This is a genomic window from Litchfieldia sinesaloumensis, assembly GCF_900156865.1.
Taxonomy (GTDB): Bacteria; Bacillota; Bacilli; order Bacillales; family Bacillaceae_L; genus Ferdinandcohnia; species Ferdinandcohnia sinesaloumensis.
The window spans coordinates 4,052,967-4,077,036 of record NZ_LT732529.1; the positions used below are offsets into that span (position 1 = coordinate 4,052,967).

General features: G+C 37.9%; 26 protein-coding genes. 12 read left to right on the forward strand and 14 right to left on the reverse strand.

From position 1 onward, the window contains the following. Positions 1-60: 60 nt before the first annotated feature. On the forward strand, positions 61-1,056 hold the full coding sequence (locus CZ490_RS19875; protein WP_077620479.1) for a Gfo/Idh/MocA family protein: 996 nt from the start codon (positions 61-63) through the stop codon (positions 1,054-1,056). Positions 1,057-1,278: 222 nt separating this feature from the next. Beyond that, complete coding sequence (locus CZ490_RS19880) at positions 1,279-2,352, forward strand: branched-chain amino acid aminotransferase (RefSeq protein ID WP_077620480.1); 1,074 nt, start codon at positions 1,279-1,281, stop codon at positions 2,350-2,352. A 447-nt stretch (positions 2,353-2,799) separates the two neighbouring features. Here CZ490_RS19880 and CZ490_RS19885 read toward each other — a convergent pair whose 3' ends face one another. Next, on the reverse strand, positions 2,800-3,162 hold the full coding sequence (locus tag CZ490_RS19885) for a hypothetical protein (protein WP_077620481.1): 363 nt from the start codon (positions 3,160-3,162) through the stop codon (positions 2,800-2,802). A 268-nt stretch (positions 3,163-3,430) separates the two neighbouring features. Here CZ490_RS19885 and CZ490_RS19890 point away from each other — a divergent pair, with 268 nt between their 5' ends. Both CZ490_RS19890 and CZ490_RS19895 read left to right on the forward strand, forming a co-directional pair. Beyond that, positions 3,431-4,489, forward strand: a complete 1,059-nt coding sequence (locus CZ490_RS19890) for an LLM class flavin-dependent oxidoreductase (protein WP_077620482.1) — start codon at positions 3,431-3,433, stop codon at positions 4,487-4,489. Between the two features lie 127 nt (positions 4,490-4,616). Then, complete coding sequence (locus CZ490_RS19895) at positions 4,617-5,057, forward strand: GNAT family N-acetyltransferase (protein WP_077620483.1); 441 nt, start codon at positions 4,617-4,619, stop codon at positions 5,055-5,057. A 173-nt stretch (positions 5,058-5,230) separates the two neighbouring features. On the opposite strand, the gene CZ490_RS19900 is transcribed toward CZ490_RS19895, so the two are convergent. Together CZ490_RS19900 and CZ490_RS19905 are read right to left on the reverse strand one after the other, a co-directional pair. Further along, on the reverse strand, positions 5,231-5,488 hold the full coding sequence (locus CZ490_RS19900) for a phage holin family protein (protein WP_077620484.1): 258 nt from the start codon (positions 5,486-5,488) through the stop codon (positions 5,231-5,233). A 182-nt stretch (positions 5,489-5,670) separates the two neighbouring features. After that, a complete protein-coding gene (locus CZ490_RS19905; RefSeq protein ID WP_077620485.1) occupies positions 5,671-6,846 on the reverse strand; it encodes an SLC45 family MFS transporter in 1,176 nt (391 codons plus the stop codon). 239 nt (positions 6,847-7,085) lie between these two features. Between CZ490_RS19905 and CZ490_RS19910 the strand changes: the two genes are divergently transcribed. From CZ490_RS19910 to CZ490_RS19920, 3 genes are all read left to right on the forward strand, one after another. Continuing rightward, positions 7,086-7,865 (forward strand): Cof-type HAD-IIB family hydrolase, encoded by a 780-nt coding sequence (locus CZ490_RS19910; protein WP_077620486.1) that lies wholly within the window; start codon positions 7,086-7,088, stop codon positions 7,863-7,865. A gap of 171 nt (positions 7,866-8,036) precedes the next feature. After that, the gene (pepF, locus tag CZ490_RS19915; protein ID WP_077620487.1) at positions 8,037-9,830 is read left to right on the forward strand and encodes an oligoendopeptidase F; all 1,794 of its coding nucleotides are present in this window, start codon (positions 8,037-8,039) and stop codon (positions 9,828-9,830) included. Between the two features lie 168 nt (positions 9,831-9,998). After that, entirely contained in the window at positions 9,999-10,367 is a 369-nt protein-coding gene (locus CZ490_RS19920; protein WP_200801611.1) for a YkvA family protein, read from the forward strand. A gap of 22 nt (positions 10,368-10,389) precedes the next feature. Here the strand turns inward: CZ490_RS19920 and CZ490_RS19925 are convergent, their stop codons facing one another. The 8 genes from CZ490_RS19925 to CZ490_RS19960 form a co-directional block, all read right to left on the reverse strand. After that, entirely contained in the window at positions 10,390-10,641 is a 252-nt protein-coding gene (locus CZ490_RS19925; protein ID WP_077620488.1) for a LexA family protein, read from the reverse strand. Further along, complete coding sequence (locus tag CZ490_RS19930; protein WP_077620489.1) at positions 10,631-10,858, reverse strand: hypothetical protein; 228 nt, start codon at positions 10,856-10,858, stop codon at positions 10,631-10,633. Before CZ490_RS19930 ends, CZ490_RS19925 begins: the two co-directional genes overlap by 11 nt. Positions 10,859-11,029: 171 nt before the next feature. Further along, positions 11,030-12,037 (reverse strand): NAD-dependent epimerase, encoded by a 1,008-nt coding sequence (locus CZ490_RS19935; protein WP_077620490.1) that lies wholly within the window; start codon positions 12,035-12,037, stop codon positions 11,030-11,032. Between the two features lie 5 nt (positions 12,038-12,042). Further along, positions 12,043-13,203 carry a hypothetical protein gene (locus CZ490_RS19940; RefSeq protein ID WP_077620491.1) on the reverse strand — a complete coding sequence of 387 codons (1,161 nt, stop codon included), beginning with the start codon at positions 13,201-13,203 and terminating at the stop codon, positions 12,043-12,045. Beyond that, a complete protein-coding gene (locus tag CZ490_RS19945) occupies positions 13,200-14,339 on the reverse strand; it encodes a glycosyltransferase (protein ID WP_234987265.1) in 1,140 nt (379 codons plus the stop codon). Before CZ490_RS19945 ends, CZ490_RS19940 begins: the two co-directional genes overlap by 4 nt. A gap of 131 nt (positions 14,340-14,470) precedes the next feature. Next, the gene (locus CZ490_RS19950) at positions 14,471-14,965 is read right to left on the reverse strand and encodes a L,D-transpeptidase family protein (RefSeq protein WP_077620493.1); all 495 of its coding nucleotides are present in this window, start codon (positions 14,963-14,965) and stop codon (positions 14,471-14,473) included. Positions 14,966-15,096: 131 nt separating this feature from the next. Further along, the gene (locus CZ490_RS19955) at positions 15,097-15,708 is read right to left on the reverse strand and encodes a hypothetical protein (protein WP_234987320.1); all 612 of its coding nucleotides are present in this window, start codon (positions 15,706-15,708) and stop codon (positions 15,097-15,099) included. Positions 15,709-15,846: 138 nt separating this feature from the next. Further along, entirely contained in the window at positions 15,847-16,242 is a 396-nt protein-coding gene (locus CZ490_RS19960) for a cytosolic protein (protein WP_077620495.1), read from the reverse strand. A gap of 160 nt (positions 16,243-16,402) precedes the next feature. Between CZ490_RS19960 and CZ490_RS19965 the strand changes: the two genes are divergently transcribed. From CZ490_RS19965 to CZ490_RS19980, 4 genes are all read left to right on the forward strand, one after another. Continuing rightward, a complete protein-coding gene (locus CZ490_RS19965) occupies positions 16,403-17,350 on the forward strand; it encodes an ABC transporter permease subunit (protein WP_077620496.1) in 948 nt (315 codons plus the stop codon). Then, the gene (locus tag CZ490_RS19970; protein WP_077620497.1) at positions 17,347-18,228 is read left to right on the forward strand and encodes an ABC transporter permease subunit; all 882 of its coding nucleotides are present in this window, start codon (positions 17,347-17,349) and stop codon (positions 18,226-18,228) included. Before CZ490_RS19965 ends, CZ490_RS19970 begins: the two co-directional genes overlap by 4 nt. A gap of 93 nt (positions 18,229-18,321) precedes the next feature. Beyond that, on the forward strand, positions 18,322-19,032 hold the full coding sequence (locus CZ490_RS19975; RefSeq protein WP_077620498.1) for a YwmB family TATA-box binding protein: 711 nt from the start codon (positions 18,322-18,324) through the stop codon (positions 19,030-19,032). A 499-nt stretch (positions 19,033-19,531) separates the two neighbouring features. Beyond that, the gene (locus tag CZ490_RS19980) at positions 19,532-20,044 is read left to right on the forward strand and encodes a YbaK/EbsC family protein (RefSeq protein WP_077620499.1); all 513 of its coding nucleotides are present in this window, start codon (positions 19,532-19,534) and stop codon (positions 20,042-20,044) included. Between the two features lie 70 nt (positions 20,045-20,114). Here the strand turns inward: CZ490_RS19980 and CZ490_RS19985 are convergent, their stop codons facing one another. From CZ490_RS19985 to CZ490_RS19995, 3 genes are all read right to left on the reverse strand, one after another. Next, entirely contained in the window at positions 20,115-20,471 is a 357-nt protein-coding gene (locus CZ490_RS19985; RefSeq protein WP_077620500.1) for a GIY-YIG nuclease family protein, read from the reverse strand. 18 nt (positions 20,472-20,489) lie between these two features. Next, positions 20,490-21,239: a DUF2087 domain-containing protein gene (locus CZ490_RS19990; RefSeq protein ID WP_077620501.1), complete on the reverse strand. Its 750-nt coding sequence runs from the start codon at positions 21,237-21,239 to the stop codon at positions 20,490-20,492. A 206-nt stretch (positions 21,240-21,445) separates the two neighbouring features. Beyond that, positions 21,446-22,234 carry an HAD family hydrolase gene (locus CZ490_RS19995; protein WP_077620502.1) on the reverse strand — a complete coding sequence of 263 codons (789 nt, stop codon included), beginning with the start codon at positions 22,232-22,234 and terminating at the stop codon, positions 21,446-21,448. A 97-nt stretch (positions 22,235-22,331) separates the two neighbouring features. Between CZ490_RS19995 and CZ490_RS20000 the strand changes: the two genes are divergently transcribed. Further along, positions 22,332-24,038, forward strand: a complete 1,707-nt coding sequence (locus CZ490_RS20000) for a DUF2207 domain-containing protein (protein ID WP_159439993.1) — start codon at positions 22,332-22,334, stop codon at positions 24,036-24,038. Positions 24,039-24,070: the final 32 nt, after the last annotated feature.

Here is a 24,070-nt window from a genome sequence, read left to right on the forward strand (position 1 = left end):
TATTGCAGAACTATTTAAGGTATAATCTATCTACATAATTGGTACAGGGGGAGTTTACAGATGACATATGATAAAGTTCGCTGGGGTATTATTGGTTGTGGAAATGTAACAGAGGTAAAGAGTGGTCCAGCATTTCAGAAAATCACAAATTCCGAATTGGTTGCAGTGATGCGAAGATCTGGTGAATTAGCAAAAGACTATGCCAAAAGGCATAATGTGCCTAAATGGTATGACAATGCAGATGAGCTTATTCAAGATCCTGATGTGGATGCTATCTATATTGCGACACCGCCAGGGCCTCACAAAGATTATACACTAAAAGCCGCAGAAGCTGGAAAACCAGTCTATGTTGAAAAGCCAATGGCACGTAATTATGAGGAATGTAAAGCGATGATTGAAGCGTGCAAGAAGGCAGGTGTACCTTTGTATGTTGCTTATTATCGACGGGCACAGGAGAGGTTTCTAAAAGTTAAAGAGTTGCTCGAGAATGAGGCGATTGGGGATGTTCGATTTGTTTCTACAACACAATACCGCAAGGCGACTGAAGATCCAAACAATCTATCATGGAGGGTTAAACCAGAAACTGCAGGCGGTGGACTGTTTTTTGATTTAGCTAGTCACACGCTAGATATTTTGGACTTCTTAATAGGCCCTATTAAAGAAGTACAAGGTTTTGCTTCTAATCACAGTGGTATTTATGAGGCGGAAGATATTGTAACGGGTACTTATCGATTTGAATCTGGCATTCATGGTGTAGGTAACTGGTGTTTTACCGCATTCAAAAATGAAGATATAAATGAAATCGTCGGTAGTAACGGAAAGATTACATTCTCAACATTTGGAAATGAACCAATTAAATTAACAACAGAGACTGGAACAGAAGAATGGAGTTTTACTCGCCCTCAACACGTACACCAACCTTTAGTAGAGACGATTGTTGCTGAATTAACAGGTCAGGACAGTGTTTGTCCAAGTAACGGAGAATCTGGAGCGCGAACGAACTGGGTAATGGGTGAAATGGTAAAAGGGTATTATTCAACTAAAACGAAAAAATAGGGCGTTCATATAGGCGCCTTTCTTCCTTTTAAAAAAATAATTCAGATTACCAAGGTTAAATACACTTTTTTTAGAAATATTGTGATAAAATAGTTGATAATATTATCAGAATAATATAAGATTTCCGTTATTAAGAATTAAAATTTGTTCGATATCCGGGCGTAAAAATTCGCCAGGACGGCATTTACTAGGATTTATATTTAAACGAAAGCTGGGATTAACATGACGACAGATTTTGCACTTGACATCACGCTTACCACTCAGAAGAAGGAAATTCCTCCATTCGACCAATTGGTGTTTGGAACGAACTTTACCGACCATATGTTTATTTGGGATTATACAGAAGGAAAGGGTTGGCATGATGCACGAATTGTTCCGTACCAACCAATTCTATTGGACCCTGCGGCCACTGTTTTTCATTATGGTCAATCGGTATTTGAAGGGCTAAAAGCCTATCGTACGAATGATGAAGAGATACTATTGTTCAGACCAGATCAAAATATGAAGAGATTCAATAAATCCAACCAGCGTCTGGTTATGCCACAGTTTGATGAAGAGTTTGCTCTCCATGCCTTGAAGAAGCTAATCGAGATTGATAGAGAATGGGTTCCAAATCTACCGGGAACTTCTTTATATATCCGCCCATTTATGATAGCTACGGAGGCACATCTTGGCGTTGATCCGGCTAATAACTATAAATTTATGATTATATTATCCCCAGTGGGTTCTTACTATAAAGAGGGGATTAATCCTGTAAAAATTGCTGTGGAAAATAAATATGTTCGTGCGGTATCAGGTGGAACAGGTGACGCAAAAACGGCTGGTAACTACGCAGCAAGTTTACTTGCATCAGAAATCGCTAGTGAAAATGGATACTCACAAGTATTGTGGCTTGATGGTAGAGAGAGAAAGTACATTGAAGAGGTAGGAAGCATGAATATCTTCTTCAAAATCAATGGTGAAGTGATTACTCCAGAATTAAATGGTAGTATCCTAGACGGAATCACACGTAAGTCGATTATCGAGCTATTAAAGTATTGGAACATTCCTGTTACTGAAAGAAGAATTTCTATTCATGAAATTCAACAAGCTTATAACGACGGTGTTCTTGAAGAGGTTTTTGGTACTGGAACGGCTGCTGTTATTTCACCAGTTGGAGAGCTTTTCTACAATAATGAAAAATTAACCATTAATAATTGTGAAACAGGCGCTTTATCGAAAAAACTATACGATACCATTACAAGTATACAAAACGGTACAGAAGAAGATCCGTTTGGCTGGACTGTTAAACTATAGGAAAATAGAGCGAATGTTAGTGTTTACCTTAGCGGGTAAGCACTATTTTTTTTAGCATAATTTAGATGGTAATAGATTTACACATCTTAGCACATTTGGTTGTGGGTGGGAAATTGATGCCATAACTATGTGATAAGGCAACGCATTCGGATAAATGTGGAAAATGATGTGCCATAACCATGTGTTAAGGCAATGCGTTTGGATAAAGGTGGAAAATGGTGTGTCATAACTATGTGATAAGGCAATGTGTTTGGATAAAAACGGAAAATAATGTGTCATAACTATGTAATAAGGTAATGCGTTTGGATAAGGGCGGAAAATATTAAGATCATCGAAAACAACAACATAAAAAGCAGGGCCAGCCCAATTCGGGCTAGCCTGTTGTTCGGGACACAGGGACAGGTCCACTGTCCCGACAAAATCGGATGACTCTTATTCTATGTCCTTCTATAAGATGATAATCCAATAGATGTAGGCGGTTATTAGTAAACCAATATAAACCCAAGATAGCTTACGTTGCCAAGTCTGTGCCTGGAAAGTCGTAAATAATAATGCGATAGGAACTAGGGTCCAGGGTAGTAGAAGTAATAGACTAAGTACGAATAATCCGATAGAGACCCCAATAGAACCAACCCCAACGGATACTTGCGCTAAGTAAGCTGATGCTCCTAATCCAAAAGGAGAAAGTAGTAGTAAAAAGTAGCATTTTAATCTGAAGGTTACAAAAAAAGTACGTAGAGATTCAGTATCAAATACATTAAATCTGAAATGTAAGCGTAGTTCACGAAATTTATCAGGAACTAATTGCATTTTCAACACTCCTTTTAGAATGGTATCCGTTTCTAGTAAAAAGAGATTTTATATATCATATTATACGTGAATAAAAGTAAAAAGTTTTACAATTGTTCCATATTATTCAATTTTAGCAGAGTTTATGTTAGAGTTGTGGATTTAGATGCAGTCTTGCTCGGTTTTTAGCCGGCAGTTCCTAAAATTTGATTCTGTTTCAGTATTAATAAATAATAGATGTAGGTTGAAAATAGGAACTATCCATCCAGACTATTAGGGGGTACATACTTTGGAAATAGGAATAAGTACTTTTGTTGAAACAACGCCAGACCCGCGCACAGGTGAGGTCATCAGTCATGCTGAGCGAATACGCAATGTTGTCGAAGAAATTGTTTTAGCTGACCAAGTTGGATTAGATGTATTTGGTGTCGGGGAACACCACCGTGAAGATTACGCGGCATCAGCACCAGCTGTGGTGCTAGCGGCGGCTGCATCACAAACAAAGAGAATTAGATTAACAAGTGCAGTTACTGTGCTTTCCTCTGCTGACCCAGTTCGTGTGTTCCAAGATTTTGCAACCCTTGATGCAATTTCAAATGGCCGTGCTGAAATCATGGCGGGAAGAGGTTCTTTTATCGAGTCATTCCCACTCTTTGGTTATGATTTAAAAGACTATGATGAGCTTTTTGAAGAAAAATTAGATCTCTTACTTCATATTCAAAAGTCAGAGAAAGTAACGTGGCAAGGAAAGCATCGACCTTCTATCAATAATCGTGGTATCTACCCAAGACCAGTTCAAGATCCGCTACCGATTTGGATAGGTAGTGGAGGGAACCAAGAATCAGTGGTTCGAGCTGGTTTATTAGGATTGCCACTAGTACTAGCTATCATTGGTGGAAGACCCGCACAATTTGCACCTTTGGTTGAATTATATAAAAGAGCGGTTGCTCATGCGGGGCACGATATTTCGAAATTAGCTGTAGCTTCTCACTCTCACGGGTTTGTAGGTGAAACCACGGCAGAAGCAGCGGATAAATTCTTCCCTTCCACACAGCAGGCAATGAGTAAATTAGGACAAGAGCGTGGCTGGGGCCCATATACTCGCGAGACCTTTGATTTTGCTCGTAGCGTTGAAGGTGCCTTATATGTAGGTGACTCAGAATATGTAGCAAATAAAATCATCGACCTACGTAAGAATGTAGGTGTCACACGTTTCATGCTTCATTGTCCGGTTGGTACAATGCCACATGAAGATGTTATGCGTTCCATCGAGCTATTAGGGAAAGAAGTAGCCCCTCGTGTTAGAGAAGAAGTCGCAAAATGGGAAGCTGAAAACGAAAAAAAATAAATCGTAGCGTTAATCCTCAAATAATGGATTAACGCTTTTTTATATTGAATTCTTAACTAAAGGAATAATTCTCTAATTTTAAGAATAGTTACTTAAATATTGGTGTACCTACAAAGGAGGGGAAAAAGTGACGATTCGGAAAGCAACGAACGATGAGACACAAAAAATCCTAAGGCATTCACTGGAAGTACTTAAAGAGGCAACGATGGGTCACGTTAAGCCGAGGAAACGAAAAGCTTTGGAGTTGATTTCACCATTGCTATCAAATGGCGGCTATTATCTAGTCTATATAGAAGATAAGAAGATTGCTGGGTGGATAGGAGTCGGCAGTATAATGGATATAAACACAGATGAGATGGTAGGTGTTTTACCTGAAGTATACGTATTACCTAAATATAGACATCGCGGAATCGCAAAAAAACTTTGTAATGAGGCATTTACTTATTTGAAGAGAGATGGCTATCAAAAAGTACAGCTTAATATCTTTTCAGGCAATGCTGCAAAAAAAATCTACGAGGATCTTGGGTTTAAAGAGATATCTACAACAATGGAAAAAAACATTACGTAAAAAGTTGAAAAAATTTCAGTGATGAGATTTTATGAAATCGCATTCACCAGTTACTTTATGTATTATGGTAGTAGTGAAGGAACATATCTACGGAAAAGCTGATTTAATTGCTTTTCCGTAGTTAGGTGATAAACAATTTACCGGATATTTTTTCAAAGATAGTCTATTGTTCGTTAATCAGTGCCATTATTCACGGTTTGTTTAAACAATTGCTGCCCCAATACGGCCAATCCAGCTACAATGAATCCATTGTAAACGGCCTCTGTAGTAAATCCGTAAACCAATGCACCTACAATTAATGAAACTCCTAACAGAATCCATGTAATAGTTCGATTCGGTATGGAAGCTGTTCGTCTTAAGAAATAACTAACCACCCAAAGAGCAGGAACTACCCAATAAAAATTTTCACTTAAAAACTCAAGAAAGTTCATGGTTGTCACCTCCTTTGACTCATCGTATGAGAGGTGGGAACAAAGTGCTTGTTCAAATCAACCAATTTTTCAAAAATGATAATAATGTACATAGAATCTGGTTCAAGCTAAAATCCTGATTGTGTAGGTTTGGTTTTTTTTAGATAAGTCCATTTTAAGTATATCTAGCCATTCTTTCCTAGTTACAGTTCTTGTGGTTGATCTGAAGTATCCTGAACCCTAGTAATACAAACCAGTGCTAAAATAAGACTTCCGGAGGCGGCTAGGAACAACACACTAAACCCAAACAGGTCAATCAAGTATCCTAAAACCGGGGGAGAGGTGATGGCTGCTAGAGAGGAAACTAAATAATACAGTCCCGTTCTTGTTCCGTAGCTTTTTTCGCTTCCGGTTGAAACAATAAAGGGATAGGCATTTATGTTTACAAAAGCCCAAAACACCCCTCCTAAAAATAAGATAGTCCTCAAATAAACAACGGATTCTACCCAATTAAGAAGTAAAAAAGAAACAATTAGACCAATAACACCGATTACGATTACCTTCTTTTTGCCAATTCTAGCGCCTAAGAGACCGCTTGGAATCGCAGAAATCACAAAGCTTAATGAAAAGAAAGTTAGCGAAAAAGCGGAGGCACTTCTAGAAAGGCCTAACTCATTAACCCCGTATAGTGTAAACAAAGCTTCCATTCCTTGTATTGCAATAAACCAAAAGAAGATGGCTGCTAATAAATAGATTGTTGGAGAATTCAACTCTTCCTTATAGTTAATCTTTGGCAAGATAGTTTCCGTGTAGGAAATTGCATCACGCTGTTCGTTAATGTTTTTAAAAACAATCCAAAGGGTCAATAAAAAAATCACTGAAACCGCAAGAAACGGTAGGGTTTCATCAATACTGAATAAGAAAGAGCCAATGCTAAATGCAAGGATTGCACCACAGCCACCCATAAAATTAATAATTCCATTTGCTTTTGTTCGCTGGGGTTCAGGTGTGATATCTGGCATCAATGCGATAGTAGGGGAACGGAAAATGGCCATTGATAGATTCATACACAACATACAAATGAGTAAAGTCGTTATGCCAGTGTGAAGGGGAATGAGTGTATAAAATAAAGATGCAAGAGGAACGCCAATTAATAAATAAGGCATTCGCCGACCGAAACGAGTTCGGGTTCTGTCACTAAGTTGCCCAATATAAGGCTGTAAAAAGAGGGCGATATAATTATCAATGGTCATCAAGAAACCAATTAAAGCTGTACTCGAGATAAAATTGTCGAGGAAAAAAGGAACAAATCCATTATATAACGACCATCCAAGACTTATGCTAAAAAAGCCGAACCCTAACAACCAAGTTTTTCTCATGCTAGCTCTCCCTATGTTGAATTCAATCCGTCTTGGGTTCCGACGAAATAGAAATTAGACGTACTTCCAATTTATGCGCATGGGTAGTACTTTTTGCTTGTATTACTTATATTCACGAGAAACTAATTTATTTGTTTAAAGTGTGAAAATAATGTATCGTATGTAATATATTAATTTCGATCACCTAAGGGTCGAACTGAACACAAAAGGTATAAGAAGACAGAAAGTAGGTAAATGAAATGAAAGAACGAAGTCTTATTTTTTTTGACATAGATGGAACACTATTGAATCATAAAAAACAATTACCAGCTTCAGCAAAGGAAGCTGTCTTTAAGTTAAAGGAACAGGGTCATGAGGTAGCAATAGCAACAGGTCGTGCTCCTTTCATGTTTGAAGACTTGCGTGAGGAACTTGGAATTGGTACATTCGTAAGCTATAACGGGCAGTACGTTGTACTAAACGGAGAAGAAATCTATACAAATCCCTTACATATTACATCCCTTTCTCAATTAACGGAAAAGGCTCTTGCTAATAATCATCCTGTTGTCTACATGGACCATGAGGATATGAAAGCAAATGTGCCAGAGCATCATTTTATTACCGAAAGTATTGCGACCTTAAAAATCAATAGCTTTCCAGCTTATGATCCGACTTATCACGAAGGCCGTAATTTATACCAAACACTTCTTTTCTGTCCGGAAGGTGAGGAAACACAATACGAGGTCGAGTTTAAAGACTTTGACTTTATCCGTTGGCATCCTGTATCTGTAGATGTGATTCCAAGTGGTGGTTCAAAAGCAAATGGGATTGGAAAAATCGTTGAGAGATTAGGCATCTCAACAGAACATATCTATGCCTTTGGCGATGGATTAAATGATATCGAAATGCTTACTACTGTTCATAATAGCGTCGCGATGGGGAACGCTCTTGACGAAGTAAAAGAGGTAGCCAAGCATGTAACAACGTCGGTTGAAGAGGACGGTATTCTTCATGGGCTTAAAATGGTAGGGTTACTTTAGAGACGAGAGAAGATCGAGATATTCTTGATCTTCTCTTTTTATATTTTAAAAAATTCTAGATTGACCATTCTCATAACAGAATGTTTAATTTATAATAGAAGTATATTATTTCGGATATCGAAATATTTGGTTTAGACGCACCATTACTTATACTTGAAAGGGGATTAAAAAATGACCTTATTGCGGTCGGAGGTACCTGTTGAACAGACATGGAACTTACATGATTTATTTGAAACAGACGAAGCGTGGGAAAAAGAGCTTAAGTCTGTTGAGAAACATATCCAATCAGTCACACACTTTAAGGGACGTGTAGGGGAAAGTGCAACTAGCTTGTTAAACTGCTTGAAGGCGAAGGATGAACTACTAGAAAGACTTATACGTGTTATGAGCTATGCTGATTTACATATGTCAGTTGATGGGACGAGCTCTGTTTATCAAGCAAATGCTGCCCGTGCCTCATCCTTGGTTTCGGAAGTAAGTGCAAGCTTGTCTTTTATAAAATCGGAGCTACTTGAACTGGATGGCAAAACGCTTGAATTATACTTACAAGAAGAACAAGGGTTAGCTGAATTTCAAAAAACCTTATCCGATATTTTGGAGGCAAAGCAATATACGCTATCACAGGATGCTGAGGAGATGTTGGCTGCATTTGGAGAGGTTCTGAGTTCACCATATATGATTTATCAAAGAAGTAAGACCTCGGATATGCAGTTTCCAACATTTAGGACGGATGATGGGGTAGAACATCCACTTACATTTAACTCATTCCCAAAATATGAGGATTCAGCAGATACAAATATACGTCGCAAGGCATCTGAAGCTTTTGCTGCAACTCTTGATAAGTATAAAAACACCTATGGGGCAACGTATGCGACTGAGATAAAGAAACAAGTCATAGAAGCGCGTTTACGCGGATTTGACTCTGTTACTGACATGTTATTGGAAGAACAACAGGTCACGAAGGAAATGTACCAAAACCAATTACACACAATACAAACCGAATTAGCACCACACATGCGTCGCCTAGCTAAACTAAAACAACGCGTATTAGGGTTAGATACTATGTACTACAGTGATTTAAAGGCACCACTTGATCCGGATTTCAACCCTGCGGTAACGTATGAGGAAGCATCAAAGCTTGTTCTAGATGCCGTACAGGTGATGGGAACGGAATACATTGAAATTATGCAGGAAGGCATACATAATCGCTGGGTTGACTTAGCGGACAACGTTGGCAAACGGTCTGGTGCGTTTTGTTCGAGTCCATATGGTGCCCACCCATACATTTTGATGACATGGAATAACTCAATGCGAAACACATATACCCTTGCACACGAATTGGGACATGCAGGACACTTTGTACTTGCGGGTCGAAATCAACGCCTATCCAATACTCGACCTTCACGATATTTTGTGGAAGCACCTTCGACCATGAATGAAATGCTCTTGAGTAGACATATTCTTTCTCAGTCAAATGATGAACGAATGAAACGATGGGTTATTCTGCAATCATTAGGTACTTATTATCATAATTTCGTAACTCATATTCTTGAAGGTGAACTCCAGCGTCGCATTTATGACTTAGCGGATAAAGGGACCCCGTTGACAGCTAAAATAATAAGTGAACAGAAGGTAGAAGCGCTATCTGCATTCTGGGGTGAAGATGTGCAAATGGATAAACTAGCCGAACTAACCTGGATGCGTCAGCCTCATTACTATATGGGCTTATATCCATATACATACTCCGCTGGTTTAACAGCTTCAACCATTGCCTCACAAATGATTTTAGAGGATGGCCAGCCAGCAGTAGATCGTTGGTTAACTGCATTAAAAGCAGGTGGAACATTGAAACCACTGGAGTTAATGAAACTTGCTGGGGTGGATATGTCAACAACAGAACCAATTAAAAAAGCTGTTGCATATGTTGGTACCTTGGTTGATGAGCTTGAAAAGAGTTTCCTATAACAGTAAAACTACCCTTAGTCAGCTGACTAGGGGGTTTTTGTGTAAAAAAAACTTCGATGTTAAAACTAAGAAAGGTGAAATTTTAAAGTATGTTTACTGATTCATTTGCTAGGTCTCTGTAGTACAATAAGAGTAAATGAGACAGATAATGTAAAATGGAGGATAATAATGGACGAAATGGAAAAGCATTATTCCGAAGATCGATTTTGGGAAAAACTGAAAAAGTTTGCGTTAAAAGCGGGTCATTCTGTTGTATACACAGCTTTGTTACTTTACTATGTACTTCAAAAGCCTGATTTGCCAGCAAAAGCAAGGGTGACAATTCTTGCTGCCTTAGGATATTTTATTTTTCCGCTCGACCTTATTCCGGATCTTGCTGCAGGCATTGGATATACAGATGACCTAGGTGCACTGGGTGTTGCTCTTTTCCAAGTAGCCATTCATATTGATGAAAATGTAAAGTCAAAGGCTAGAGCAAAGCTTGTTGATTGGTTTGGCGACGATATTGATACCTCGGATGTGGATGAAAAACTTTAATTCTATTTCAAAGAACTCCCCTTTATTTAGCCAAGGGTAGTTCTTTTTTTAAGGCAATCGACCGTGGTTTTTTGGGTTCATAATGTATAATCCCTTTATCTTTGAGGCGATCAAGGTATGCTTTGATTGTGCTCGTTGAACTCACTGAAGTACAAAGTCTTGAAAGCTCACGCATTGTAGGGGCTTTACGGTGTTTCGCCATATACCTTTCGATTTGTTCGAGAATTTCTTGTTCCGTATGCTCCATACGCATCTGTAGTGTTCTAATTTGCAAATTTAACAACTCCTTTATTCCTCGGTACAGCTGCTGAAAGTATGCTATCTATTTTAAAGGTTCGTTTTTTACCTCGAAGTAGGCAGTAGGCTCTTATTGTATTTTCTTGGATGTCTAGGATTTGAATTTGGCGTTGTGTCAATAGCCCATTTTGTGACATATAGATGATTTCGATTGGTGTGTGTTGTAGCAATGCACGCTGTAATATCCCGCGCATATCATCATCTCCTTTTTTACATTATATACGAACGTATATTCTATTATCAACTAAAATAGGAACGTTCATTCGTGTTTATTGTAGTTTTTTTATGTAGGGTGGTTTTTACGGTGCCAGAAAACAATCAAATAAGCCCACCAAAAGAATGGGTGGGCTGAGATTGCAATCCAATTACCAGCGATAGTACCTTTTATACCAAGTTACGAACTTAGTGAGTCCCTCCTCAATTGAGGTTTTAGGTTTAAAACCAATTGCTTCATATAGATCAGTAATGTCAGCATAGGTTTCTTTTACATCGCCGAGTTGCATCGGATAAAGTTGGATATTGGCCTGTTTGCCTATTATATTTTCTAAAGTCCGGATGAAATTGATTAAGCTTACAGGATTGTTGTTGCCGATGTTGTAGATTTTATAAGGGGCCTTACTTGTGCTTGGGTCCGGGTCTGATGGATTCCATCCAGCATTAATTGCGGGAGGCTGATCGAGTAAACCGATGATTCCTTCCACAATATCATCAATATACGTAAAGTCCCTACGCATATCGCCATTATTAAAAACTTTGATCGTTCTCCCTTCTAGAATGTCCCGTGTGAAGGTATAATACGCCATATCCGGACGGCCCCATGGACCGTACACAGTAAAAAAGCGAAGTCCGGTAATTGGAATATTGAAAAGATGGCTATAGGTGTGAGCCATAAGTTCGTTCGATTTTTTTGTTGCAGCATACAAGCTTACCGGATGATCAACAGAGTCCTTAGTAGAAAAAGGGACACTAGTGTTTGCACCATATACAGAGCTTGAAGAGGCGAACAACAGGTGATCAACAGGGTGATGGCGGCAGGCTTCAAGGATATTAAGAAAACCAACTAAGTTTGAATGGATATAGGTATGGGGATGCTGAAGACTATAGCGCACCCCAGCCTGTGCGGCCAGATTGATTACAATATTGATTTTCTCCATTTTAAATAAATCTTTCAGTTCATCATAATCCCCGAGATCAAATTGATAGAATGTGAAGTTATTGTGTTGCTTTAATTGAGTGAGACGATCCTTTTTTAAACGCACATCATAATAGTTGTTGAGGTTATCAACGCCGATGACATGGTACCCCTTTGCTAATAAACGCGAGGATAAGTGAAAGCCAATGAAGCCGGCAGCACCTGTTACAAGAATACTCATATCTTTTACCCTTCCTCTGTTAAAGGAATAGGGGTTTTGGTCCAGTCCTCATAGGTTTTCGGGTCTAGTATTTTTACTTGCTCGAGAAATGCTTCAAAGAATCCTCTTTCACGAAGGTCTTTAAAAAGTTCAAGTGGCCGGTTTTGATCACGAGTAAATGAATAGACATGGTCGACCATTTTAAAACCATTGTTAGTAATAATAACATGGCGTAGAGGGGTATCAATTTGCTTAAAGCCATTCTTTTTCATCTTAGTAAGAATGTCTAGTAGGTTTCTAGTTATTTCCACAGGTAGTTTTGATTGTTTTTTAAGATACGTATTTAAATCTGGTCCAGACAAATACTCCATTACAACATAGTTCTTTTTTGCTTCATGAACTTTGGGTATGAAGGACAAATGCTGACAAGATAATAAAACGTCTTGTTCCTGCTTGGCATGTGTTTCTTTTCCGTAGACTTTTACACAAAGGTCATCTGATAAGCGATATACAGCCCCTTGATGTCCTTTGCCAATCAGTAGTTGAGAGAGAGAGCTATCGACCTTAACACTTTTTCCTTTTTCAGGCATAACCAACATTTTTTTAATACTGATTTTCTTTGTGAAGTATTTTTCCCACTCCTGGTAGGTATCAGGTTCAAGCTTTTGTACCTGCATAAGAAAGGAATCCTTTAAAAGGAGTAGCTTCAAGTCGCGAATTAACTTAATGGGAACGGGGTGAATTCGTTTAAAGGCGTTCACATGGTCTACGACTTTTAATTTATTATCAACAATAAAAATGTGACGAAGTGGTGCATCTAGCATGGTGAATTTTGCTTTTTTAAATGATTTTAGCAACTGTAATAACATTCTAGTTATGTCTTCTGGCATATACATGCAACCTAATAGATAATCTTTTAATGAGGGACCATTAAGGTATTCCATCACGATATAATTTTTCCCTGTGTCATAAATCTTTGGCATGAAAGGATTCTTCTTTGCTGCTTTTAGCGCTTCTTGCTCCATTTTGGCTTGTAGAGGATCGACATATATTTTTACACACTTGTCGTCAGAGAGTTTGAAAACAGCACCTTGAGAGCCCTTTCCAATTAAAGGATAGGATGTGGGGTTATGAATTTCTAGTAGTTTTTCAGGCTTAGTAACCTTTATTGAAGTAAAGTCCTTCATTTCAATCCTCCTAACAATTCATCATAGAAACGGGCCTGCTGTTGAAGTTGAGCAGATAATTCGAAATTTTGTTCGACCCTTTCACGTGCTGCAGTAGCGAATGGAAGCCATAAAGATTGATTGATTAGCATGTGTTCAATTGCAAGCGCTAGTTCATCAATATTGTTCTCAGGCACTAAGAAGCCATCAACATTATGTGTAACGAGTTCTGGGATTCCTGCATGTGTCGTTGAGATAACTGGAAGACCGGTAGCCATTGCTTCTTTTACTGTATTTGGAATTCCTTCAACATCCCCATTTGTTGCAGTAAGACTTGCGGCACAGAATAGATCTGCGTTTTTCATTTGTTCATGTACCTGAGACTTTGGTAAATGCTGCAGCAATTGAAAAGAATCACCTAAATTTAATTGGGTTGCTAGACTTTTGAGTGAATCCTCCATTGGTCCTCGCCCGATGATCGTTAAGGTAGCGTGGGGGAATTTTGTGCGAATTTTAGCAAAGGCCTCCATTAAAACATGGTGTCCCTTTTTTTCTACTAATCTTCCGATGGAGAGTATATTTTGGGTTCCGGTGATTTCGGGTGAACGATATTGAAACTGATTGGTGTCGACACCTCCGTATAATACTCGGATTTTCTCCGACGGGCAGCCCCACTCCATCATTCTTTCAGCTAAGAAGTTACATACTGGGAAAATTAATTCTGTTCGATCAAATAACATTCTCATATTATCTAAATAAGTGAAATGCTGATCTGCGAATGTCCCATCTCGTCCTCGAATACTCGTTACCATAGGTAAACCAGATTGTTCCTTAAAGGGAAGCAATAAGATACCTAGTTGACCATGATGTGCATGGATAAGGTCTAATTTCTGTTTTTTACTAAATTTCTTAGGTGAGTTAATTTCATTTAAATAATGGACCTTTTCATTTAATAGAGACAAATCTACCATATATTTAGGCTGTCTAACTACGTGAATATAATCGTATCCAGGCACATTTCGAATTTGTGGAATGTACTGAGTGGGGTCTACTCGAAGGTTTAAGTGCATAGCAGTAGGCAAATCTATCGACTCCTTCCTGATTGTGGTAGTCTTTTCAATTACTTTATGCATAACTGCACTTACTAGTTTGGACAATTCCCCTAAATAGATAGGGTACAGGAGTGGAAAATCAGAAATTGCTTGTTCTTTTACCCCGGAGATTAGTTGAAGGAGACGTTTAAAAGGAATGAAAAAAACGCCTTCTTGGCTAAAAAGGCGTTCGTGGATTATGGGTGAATGATTACTGGAGTACCAATTGGAATTAAACGAGCCAATTCTTCAACATCTTGGTTATACATTCTAATGCATCCTCTAGATACGGATTTGCCGATCGAACTAGGGTCATTTGTTCCATGAATTCCATAATGTTCTTTTGATAAACTCATCCACATTGTACCGAAAGGACCACCAGGATTTGGTGCTTTATTAATGATGATAAAGTTGCCAATTGGTGTGGCATGAAGCATTCGCCCAACAGCTATAGGGTATTGTTTTTGAAGAGCACCCTGTTTCAGTAATCGCAACCAACGATTATTGATAGAAACCTCGATTTGATAAGGAAGAGTAGTGGGGTCTGGAAAGCCTGGAATCGTAAGCGATTGGCCAGGATAAATCAAATTAGGATTGATGGAAGGATTTGCTTGAATGATTATATAAAGTGGTTTTCGATAGTCCCTAGCAATTTGATTAAGTGTTTCGCCGGGTCTTACAGTATGAATCAAAGTGAATACCTCCTTTAAACGTATTGTTTATCATATTTAACAAACCTAAGAAAAGAGCCTGGGCTATTCATGTATACATTTAAGAGGATTAAAAAAAACACCAGGTCAATGACCTTGGTGTCTTGTGTAGTTTACAGCTTGGTTGAAACCTTGGGTGAGGATTGGTGAGTGGAATCTGGTTTTCTCGTACCCGTAACACCATTCATTTCTAATATATCAATAATTTTATTAAGGTGATCTTCATTTTCAACGGCAACGTAGTTGACCAATGGAAAAAAGCCTTTCACCTTGACCGTTAACTTGTAGCTGAAATTAAGGCGGTCTTCAAGGCCGTACAAATCGTGCCAGCGTACAATTTGTTCGACCTCATATTCCTTCACGCGGTTATAGGAAAAGTATCTCCCTTGTAGAATGATGCCATCTGGCAATAAAAAGAGGTTCCCACGGTGCCGTACAGCAGTTATAATGGCGAAAAAGAAGTAGGACAACGAAAAGATAGAAGATCTAAGATAATCAGTTGTGAATACTACTATTAGTAGCCCAATAAGGATAAAGATGGCTGCAACGGTTCCCCATTTGACAATTTTATATGACTTTGTTGATTTAGAAAGAGGTTCCATTTCCTTAAACTCAGTGGGAATTAGAATGCTCTGGAATTCCTGTTTTGTTTGTGGGAATATAGCTTGTTTAGAGAGGTCTACTGCTTTTTCAATGCTATTCCTATATTGAATCAAATAATACACACCTAGTATGAAAACAATTGTGAAAAATATATTGACAAACAAATCATCACCACCATAGTTTTACATTATTTTCTATATACCTATTTTTACATACAATAAATCTTTTTTAAAGTAAAAAAAGCCACAACATTGTGGCTTCTATTCTGCTCGTTTTGCATCTTCAACAATATGATAAAGCAGGTGGGCCAGGTGATGAATTGGACCATATTCCTGCTCTTCGTCCTCTGATTCCTCATCTGAAAACTCAAGATCATTAAGGTACAACGCCATAAATTCATAAAAATCTTTTAGTTCAAATGAAAAACAGTATGTAGGTTCTTCACTTTCCTCTTCATATTGCAGGGCCAGATAATGTATATTTCCTTGGGCATCTGCTCCATCAAAGAAAACAAAAAAACCAATATTCGTATCAAGTTCAAATAAGTGTCGTGTGCCACCTTCTGTTACTCGATTAAAGTCTTCTTCTCCGAGAATATTAACCTTCATCGCTTCAACCGCATCTTCTTTATGAAACGAAACTGTAATTGATTTCATAAAATACACCTCCTTGGTTACATCTATAGAATGTACAGGAAAAGGTAAACTAAATCAAATTTCGGTTGGAAAAATCAGAAATAATATTCCGGTATAGTTGTTAAATTATTCGTAATTTAGTAGAATTTAACTATATTTCAAACGTTGAACGGAGCTACTTATGAAAATTTCAATAGTAAGAGGAGTTAGTAAACAGCTCGGATTATGGTGCATTACAACAATTCTTTTGTTAATTATTATCTTTATACCTAGGGATGTCATATATGAAACTAGTAAATATGGAGATATACAAAAAGTTATATATGAATATAATATAGAAAAGCATTTTTCGAACATAAAGGACTTTTTCGTGTTTCTCAAAGATAACCATAGTTTAGGGCCATATACAGATGGAAATTCGGTTGAATCCCATGTGTTAAAAACATCAGGAAGAAGTCTTCTGCTCATTATCCCAGCCATTTTAATCGGGTTCTTTTTAGGAGTCATAAAAGGCGTTTTTGATTATTTTACAAAGAATAAACGAGTTGGTATAGGAAAGGGTATGACTTGGTTTATGCTATCCGTTCCAGATCTCTTTTTTATGATTGTTCTCCAACTTTTACTTATGTATTTATATGAAATTGGATTGTTTCCGCATATTGATTTATACGGTCATGAGAAGCTTGAGAATATCCTTGTATGTATCCTGTTTTTAGCGATTTATCCAATGTTTCTGATTGCTAATATTACGTATTCGAGCATGCTTGAAGAGGAAACAAAGGATTATATAACGACTGCAAAGTCTAAAGGGATTTCACGCTTTAAAACAGTAGTGCTGCATATGTTAAAGAATGCCTTACAAAAGATTAATGTGAATAGTAATACGATGACTTTATATGTGCTATCCAATTTATTCATCGTGGAATTCCTCACGAATTATCGTGGAGCTGCCTTTTATTTTTATCAGGCAATCGCATCCCCTAGCAGATTTATAGAGGGAACAAATTTTGATATGAACACAAATAGTGCAGTGGGATTTGTACTAGTATTTACTTTTATAATCCTGCTCTCGAATCTATTGTTTCTGTTATTAAGTCATTTTGTTTTACCGAAAGGAAAAGAAGCATGAAGAATCCATCCCTTTTTTTTGGAACGCTCATTTTAAGTTTTATTATACTAATAGGGATTATTGGCCCAAATCTTCCTTTTGTGGATAAGGATTTAACAGAGCATTTATATCTGAAACATGAGGATGGATCAATGGTCATGCCGCCATTTCCACCATCAGAGGATTTTCTATTGGGGAGTGATCGACAAGGTGTAGACTTGTTCAGTAGACTTATTATCGGAACTCGCGAAACACTTCTCATTATCTTTAGTATTGTCCTTATTCGGATGCTAGTTGGGATTTTATTAGGGGTGGGAGCCTTTTATTCACGTTTCCTAAAGCTGGTTTTGAACGTTTGGCATCAGCTGTTTTCATATATCCCATCTATTTTTCTCCTTGTGATGATCGTGGGAATCCCATTCTTTCTCTATTCCCCTAATCGCCCATTTTGGTTCATTCTTGTGTTGGCTTTAATAGAGGTGGGGAGAGTAGGAGACGTTATCTTCAAATATGTGAGTGAAATTGCATCTAAGCCATATTATGAGGCAGGCATTGTAGCGGGAGGGACTCCATTTAATTTAACTAGGCGCTATTTATACCCAAACATGAGAACGCAAATGATTACGCTTATTGCGAATGAGTTAGGAAGAACTTTGTTTCTCATTGCTCAACTAGGAGTTGTTGGCATCTTTATTAGTGTTACGTTCGAAAATGATGCATCGGGAGCATATTATGCCGTAAATACATCGGATTCCTGGCCATTGGTACTTTCTACAATCTTAAAGGATATGTGGGGGGTAAAAATCATACCATTCAGTGCAATCTTCTTAATTTCCATAACGATTCTTTCGTTCTATTTAATTGGGAATGGACTGGTGAAAAAGTTAGATAAGAAATGAAGAAAGTGGATATCCGTCTTTTGAAAGATTAATAGCTTTTTAGGTATAGAAATAAAATACCTTGGCTATCCTTGTTAAAGAGGTGAGGGACGGATGAAGATGACAATTGCATTTATCTTATCATTTGGAATTTTGGCAGGCTTTTTTTCAAATAATGAGGTTGTTGAAAAGAATGACCTTGAAGATATAAAGAAACTCGCAGATCAAAATGATGTTGAAATTATTTCATGGATGGCCTTGTCGCGAGGGAAGATTGGACAGGCAAATGATGCAAAGGATATGTTAAACCAAGTAGAAGTATTCATGAAGAATAGCGACTCATATAGCTGGGAAACGTTACTTGAAGAAAAAGATAGCCACTACGTGTGGACTGGTCAAAAGTTGAATGAGCAGGGTATTTCGGAGTCAATTAAGTTGAAAGCATATAAAATGGGCGAAAAATACGAAATTGCAATCACGAATGAGGCAAAAGGCAATCAGCTTACTGTTGATCAGCTAGAGTGGGTTAGTAAACATTTTAATGATAGCAAAACTTTTTATACAGTTTCGGGTGTGATGGAATCTACTGAAATTCAATTGGACGAGGTTGCATCTAAGTTTGTCAGTGATGCGCAGGCGAAAACTGTTGAACAGCTAAAGGAAAGAAGCTTTGTTTCGGTATCAGCATATACGACTATCTTTGATTCAGAATTGTTGACTGCCAAGCAAGAGAAAATGAATTTGCAAATCGGATTACGCATGGGTGAAGATAGAACGAAGATTGATGTAACGATTGGAACGCCGATTATTACAACGGAGTACTAGAGGAGGAAAAGGCGGACTTTGGGGGACCAGGGTCTGTTTTTTGTATACGAATGCTTTTATTTGATTTTTTACTTAGAAATGATGAGCAAGTGGAAAAAAGTTGAAATTCGAGTCGGTTTTTGAGTTAATTCTTCCTGTTTCTGGGTATTGTGCATGTTTTTCAACTGTCAATCTAGATAAAAGCATGTGCAAATCTAATTTCCGCATGGTTTTTCCGAACTTTTACTTAGAAATGATACGCAAGTGGAAAAATATTGAAATTCAAGTCGATTCTCGAGCTTGTATTCCCTTTTTCTGGGTGTTGCGCATATTTTTCAGCTGTCAATTAAGATAAAAGTATGTGCAATCTAATCTCCACATGGCTTTACCGTGCATTAACTTAGAATGATGCACGAGTAGAAAAATATGACATACCAGTCGGCCATTGAGTTGATTTTTTTGACTCTTTTAAATTATATGCTAAATTAATAAGATAAACTTCGAAGAGAGGATGAATAAGATGTCACTTGAGAGTGTAAAAGAGCATTTTAAAAGATGGAACCGAGAACAAGATGTAATGGAATTTGATTCAGTGAGTGCTACAGTTGAACAGGCAGCAGAAACTATCGGTGTTGCTCCTGAACGAATTGCGAAGACGCTTTCCTTTCGAGGAGAAGGGGACACGGCCATTTTAGTTGTGGCAGCAGGCGATGCAAAGATAGATAATAAGAAATTTCGACATACGTTTGGCTTTAAGGCAAGAATGCTGTCAGCAGATGAGGTAGTTGAGCAAACTGGGCATGTGATAGGCGGGGTATGCCCGTTTGGATTAGCAAATAAATTGGATGTTTACTTGGACGAGTCTTTACTACGTTTTTCAACTGTATATCCAGCATGCGGAAGTGTGAATTCCGCAATCGAATTATCCTGTGAAGAACTATTCCAGTACTCCGAAGCCCAAAAGTGGATCGATGTATGTAAAGGGTGGCAGACAGAGGAAACAGAAGAGAAAGTGGCGGCACATAACAAATAGCGGGTCAGAAGGACAGGTGCATCGTCCTATCATACTTGCACAGGGACAATAAACCTGTCCCTGTATCCAGTTATTTCTTCTTGTTGTATCCTTGGTCCTCATATGGTTGAAGGTGGTCCAACCATTTATCCTCAAGTTCTTGTAAAGCTTCTTTTTCATTGAAATATCCTTCTTTTTTCTTTTTGAGTGTTTCAAGAATCTCAAAGCTGAAAGCATCCTTACCGTAATGATTCCAATCTTCTTGAAGCAGTCTGTTCGTAGGTGAAGCTGTACCTGCCTCTAGACTAAATCGCAGCCCATTTAATGTTTTAAAATTTTTTGTACTTCCAATATAAACTTTTCCATTTTGATTATTTTTTATTTGAAAAACGCCAGCTTCAATTGGCGTTTCTTTAAATTGCTGTTTCAAAACCTTTTTTCGATCCATAATGTCCACTCACTTTCATTATTGTTTAAGCCAATATTGACTTCCGTCTGACTTTCTTTCTAGGAAGCCATAGCTGATCAGATATCTTCGAATCAATACGTAATCTTCATATATGCCCTTTAAAATTTGGTTGATTTCTTTTTCTGTATAGATTTTCCTACTGTTAAAGCTTTTTGCAATCTCTCGTAAAACGATCAGTCTTTGTTTTTCTTTAGGTGGAAAATTTATTAACTGACCAACTATTCCATTAGGTAAAAACTTTTGGAGAATTTCAAGTTGTTCATCCTCCGTTACAGCATACCGATCATCCACCATTGTTGCAGTTTTATGTGGTGGTACAAATGCAGGTGCGTGTCGGTCCTTTTCTTTCAATAGCTCCATAATGGCTAAGAAGGTCTTGGCCTGGCGTTCCTTTTCTTTCAGTGCAAATCGATGATGTCTGATTGTTGAGGTACTTCCAATACCCATTTCAGATTGAACCTCTTTATCGCTTTTTCCTTGGTAAAATAGTCGAAGTAAGTAATTTTGATGGTCAGTAAGCCCAGTTAGCTTCTTATCAAGCCCGGTTAAATAATCAAACACAGATTGATGACTAGATTCGATATGATAGCGGACATACCTCTTTGCTTCATAATAAACTCCTTCATGCGGGTAGATGATTCCTTTTTCGATTCTTTCACCACATAGAAGGCATGTAAATGATTCTGAATCTTGTATATACCCTCGTTTAAGTTCCTCTAAAGAGGCATTCCAGAAATTTTCACCCATCTTTTTACACGTCCATTCAGAAGTTGATGTTTAACAAACAATTCATTTGAACGTTTGTTGTATTACAAATATATTATAATGTTGTTTATGTATTGTCAAACGATATTGAAGTTTGTTTGTTCATTATTAAACAGTTTTAAGATAGGTTTATCTAAAAAACAAAAAGACTAGGACATATATATCCTAGTCTTGTAACTGTATATCATTTAATCAACTAGCTCAATGGATTTTAACCCGTTGTAGACGCCGGCATTTTCAACATCGGTTGTTCGATAGCTTGCATAGGAAAATAAATCGGGGTTAGCATTGCCCATTGCGAATCCAAATCCTACCGATGACAGCATTTCTTTATCGTTCATGCCATCTCCAAATGCAACTGCTTGTTGAGGAGAAATTTCTAGCTCAGCTAACACGGCACTTACTGCGACTCCTTTGTTCACTTTATCGCGAATAACGTCACGGCAATTTTTCATTCCCTCTACATTTACAGAAGAGAGATGAATTTCAGCTATATGCTCAAACCTCTTCTCGGCATGAGCCTCAGTCGTGATAATTGATGAGCCCAGAATCTCCTTAGTTTTAGAGTCATCAAAAATCGCGTTCTTCCTGAGATGGAAAGTCTTAATAAAGTCTTTTGTAATCTCAGATTCCATGCTCAAAAACAAGTTTTGATGTTGAGAATAAAGTACAATATCAAAATTATTTTCTTTTGTAGTATTTACTAATTCCTCAACTAACTCACCAGGTAGTGGTTCATTAAAGAGCGTCTTCCCCTGATGAGTGGCGAACGCCCCATTGTATGCGATATAGGAAGTAATGGAGAGTTCATCACCAATATCTGTTATTTCGTGAAGCGGTCTACCGGTTGCTAAAAATACTTCAATTCCCTTCCTCTGAAGTTGAGAAACTGCTTGTTTAGTTGATTCCTCGATTGTATCATCTGGTCGCAAAATCGTTCCATCTATATCTAGAAAGACAATTTTTATATCAGGCATTCCTTTTCTCCTTTTTTAGACTAGTATACCATGTTAAAACGATTGAAACCTGAATGGGGGTAGATTCGTATATATACGTATGAAGGAGGAGTCGGACATGCGAACGAAGATTGGTGGCTTTATTTTTTTTCTAGCGCTACTTGTTTTATTTCCAGTGCAGAGTTTTGCGGTAGACTATTGGATTAATGATGTAAAAATAGACGCCTATTTAAACAATGATGGTCATGTAAGTGTTACTGAAGTACATACCTATGAATTTGACGGAGAGTTCAATGGTATCACTCGGACTGTTATACCAAAGCAGGATAGTGCAATAAAAAAATTTAGTGCAGCCGAAAATGGTACAGAGCTACGAGTCGAAAGGGAAGATGACCTTTATAAAATTCATCGTAAGGGGGAGGATGAGACAATTACAGTCACACTCACTTATACAATTGAAAAAGGTCTAGAGATCTACCAAGATGTAGCCCAATTTTATTGGCCATTTTTTGATAATCGGAATGAATCGACTTACGAAAATCTCGTGATTACAGTTCATCCACCCAAAACTACCAGTGATGTGGTCGCATTTGGATATGATGAGGCATTTCAAAAGGAAACTGTAAAGTCTGATGGCTCTGTTGTCTATCATTATGGAGAGGTTCCTAGTGAAACCAATGGAGACATTCGTATTGCTTATGACGTTGATTTGTTTTCGGGGGCATCGTACGTAACCTCCGATAAGCCAATGAAAAGTGAAATTTTAAGTGCCAAAAATGAACTACTTGCAAATGCAAAGGAGCGATCGGAGACAAAAGAAGTTCTCTCTAAAATCGCGATGGTATTAGTACCAATTTTTGCTTTAATCTTCTTTATAATTATGATTCGAAATCTAATGGAAGGTAAGGAAAAGGCAGCGTTAGTAAAACGCGAACTGGTGAATCCAGGCGGACTGCCTAAGGAAGATCTTAGTTTACCAGCAACGATCTTTTTTACAAAATCAGGTTATTTACCACAGGGAGATTCAATGGCTGCCGCTTTGTTAGATTTAGTAAGGAAAAAGATGGTAAGGCAAGTTTCAGAGGAAAAGTTTGAATTTGTGAACCAATCAGGTGCTTTACCACATGAGAGTATATTAATTGAATGGTTATTTGAAAAGATAGGTCGGAATGGGGAGTTTAGTTTTAAGGATTTAGAAGCCTATTCAGGAAATACAAATAACTCAGACAAGTATTCGAGCTTCCAAATGAAATGGGTAGAGGCGGTTCGTAACGAGGTAAAAGGGCGTCAATTTTATAAGGATAAGTCAAAATTTAAATTGTTCCTCGGTTTATCAAGCATTGTGTTAGTGCCGTTTCTATTTTTGTTTCCAATATATGAGTTATTTATGTGGTTTGTCATAACCCTCTTATTATTTGGGACTATTCTTGTGTATTTAATTGCCTACCGCCCCAAAAATGTTGAAGGCTTGCGGATTTACCATGAATGGCTAATGTTTAAACAAAACTATAAAACTTTGTTACCTGATGAATGGCATAAGTGGCCTGAAGATGACCAGATGAGAGCCTATATTTATGGGCTAGGTTCAGGTGATAAAGAAATGAAGAAACAGAATGAAAAGTTAATCTCAGCTTTTGCCACACCATATTACAACCCTACTTCAGGATTTTATCCACATTCAATCTATTCTTTTGGATATGTAGGACCAAACGCTTCTGCTCAATTCGAAACAGCGAATGAATCGATTGGAACTGGAAGTAGCAGTAGTGGAGGAAGTTCAGGTGGAGGAACCGGTGGCGGTGGCGGAGGTTCAGGTGCGTTTTAAAACAGATACAAGAGGGACAACGTACCTGTCCC

Excerpts from the sequence above, each read along its gene's own strand:
- CZ490_RS19875 (WP_077620479.1), top strand. The coding sequence starts at position 61 with ATGACATATGATAAAGTTCGCTGGGGTATTATTGGTTGTGGAAATGTA.
- CZ490_RS19880 (WP_077620480.1), top strand. The coding sequence starts at position 1,279 with ATGACGACAGATTTTGCACTTGACATCACGCTTACCACTCAGAAGAAG.
- CZ490_RS19885 (WP_077620481.1), bottom strand. The coding sequence starts at position 3,162 with ATGCAATTAGTTCCTGATAAATTTCGTGAACTACGCTTACATTTCAGA.
- CZ490_RS19900 (WP_077620484.1), bottom strand. The coding sequence starts at position 5,488 with ATGAACTTTCTTGAGTTTTTAAGTGAAAATTTTTATTGGGTAGTTCCT.
- CZ490_RS19905 (WP_077620485.1), bottom strand. The coding sequence starts at position 6,846 with ATGAGAAAAACTTGGTTGTTAGGGTTCGGCTTTTTTAGCATAAGTCTT.
- CZ490_RS19910 (WP_077620486.1), top strand. The coding sequence starts at position 7,086 with ATGAAAGAACGAAGTCTTATTTTTTTTGACATAGATGGAACACTATTG.
- pepF (WP_077620487.1), top strand. The coding sequence starts at position 8,037 with ATGACCTTATTGCGGTCGGAGGTACCTGTTGAACAGACATGGAACTTA.
- CZ490_RS19920 (WP_200801611.1), top strand. The coding sequence starts at position 9,999 with ATGGACGAAATGGAAAAGCATTATTCCGAAGATCGATTTTGGGAAAAA.
- CZ490_RS19930 (WP_077620489.1), bottom strand. The coding sequence starts at position 10,858 with ATGCGCGGGATATTACAGCGTGCATTGCTACAACACACACCAATCGAA.
- CZ490_RS19935 (WP_077620490.1), bottom strand. The coding sequence starts at position 12,037 with ATGAGTATTCTTGTAACAGGTGCTGCCGGCTTCATTGGCTTTCACTTA.
- CZ490_RS19940 (WP_077620491.1), bottom strand. The coding sequence starts at position 13,203 with ATGAAGGACTTTACTTCAATAAAGGTTACTAAGCCTGAAAAACTACTA.
- CZ490_RS19960 (WP_077620495.1), bottom strand. The coding sequence starts at position 16,242 with ATGAAATCAATTACAGTTTCGTTTCATAAAGAAGATGCGGTTGAAGCG.
- CZ490_RS19965 (WP_077620496.1), top strand. The coding sequence starts at position 16,403 with ATGAAAATTTCAATAGTAAGAGGAGTTAGTAAACAGCTCGGATTATGG.
- CZ490_RS19970 (WP_077620497.1), top strand. The coding sequence starts at position 17,347 with ATGAAGAATCCATCCCTTTTTTTTGGAACGCTCATTTTAAGTTTTATT.
- CZ490_RS19975 (WP_077620498.1), top strand. The coding sequence starts at position 18,322 with ATGAAGATGACAATTGCATTTATCTTATCATTTGGAATTTTGGCAGGC.
- CZ490_RS19980 (WP_077620499.1), top strand. The coding sequence starts at position 19,532 with ATGTCACTTGAGAGTGTAAAAGAGCATTTTAAAAGATGGAACCGAGAA.
- CZ490_RS19985 (WP_077620500.1), bottom strand. The coding sequence starts at position 20,471 with ATGGATCGAAAAAAGGTTTTGAAACAGCAATTTAAAGAAACGCCAATT.
- CZ490_RS19990 (WP_077620501.1), bottom strand. The coding sequence starts at position 21,239 with ATGGGTGAAAATTTCTGGAATGCCTCTTTAGAGGAACTTAAACGAGGG.
- CZ490_RS19995 (WP_077620502.1), bottom strand. The coding sequence starts at position 22,234 with ATGCCTGATATAAAAATTGTCTTTCTAGATATAGATGGAACGATTTTG.
- CZ490_RS20000 (WP_159439993.1), top strand. The coding sequence starts at position 22,332 with ATGCGAACGAAGATTGGTGGCTTTATTTTTTTTCTAGCGCTACTTGTT.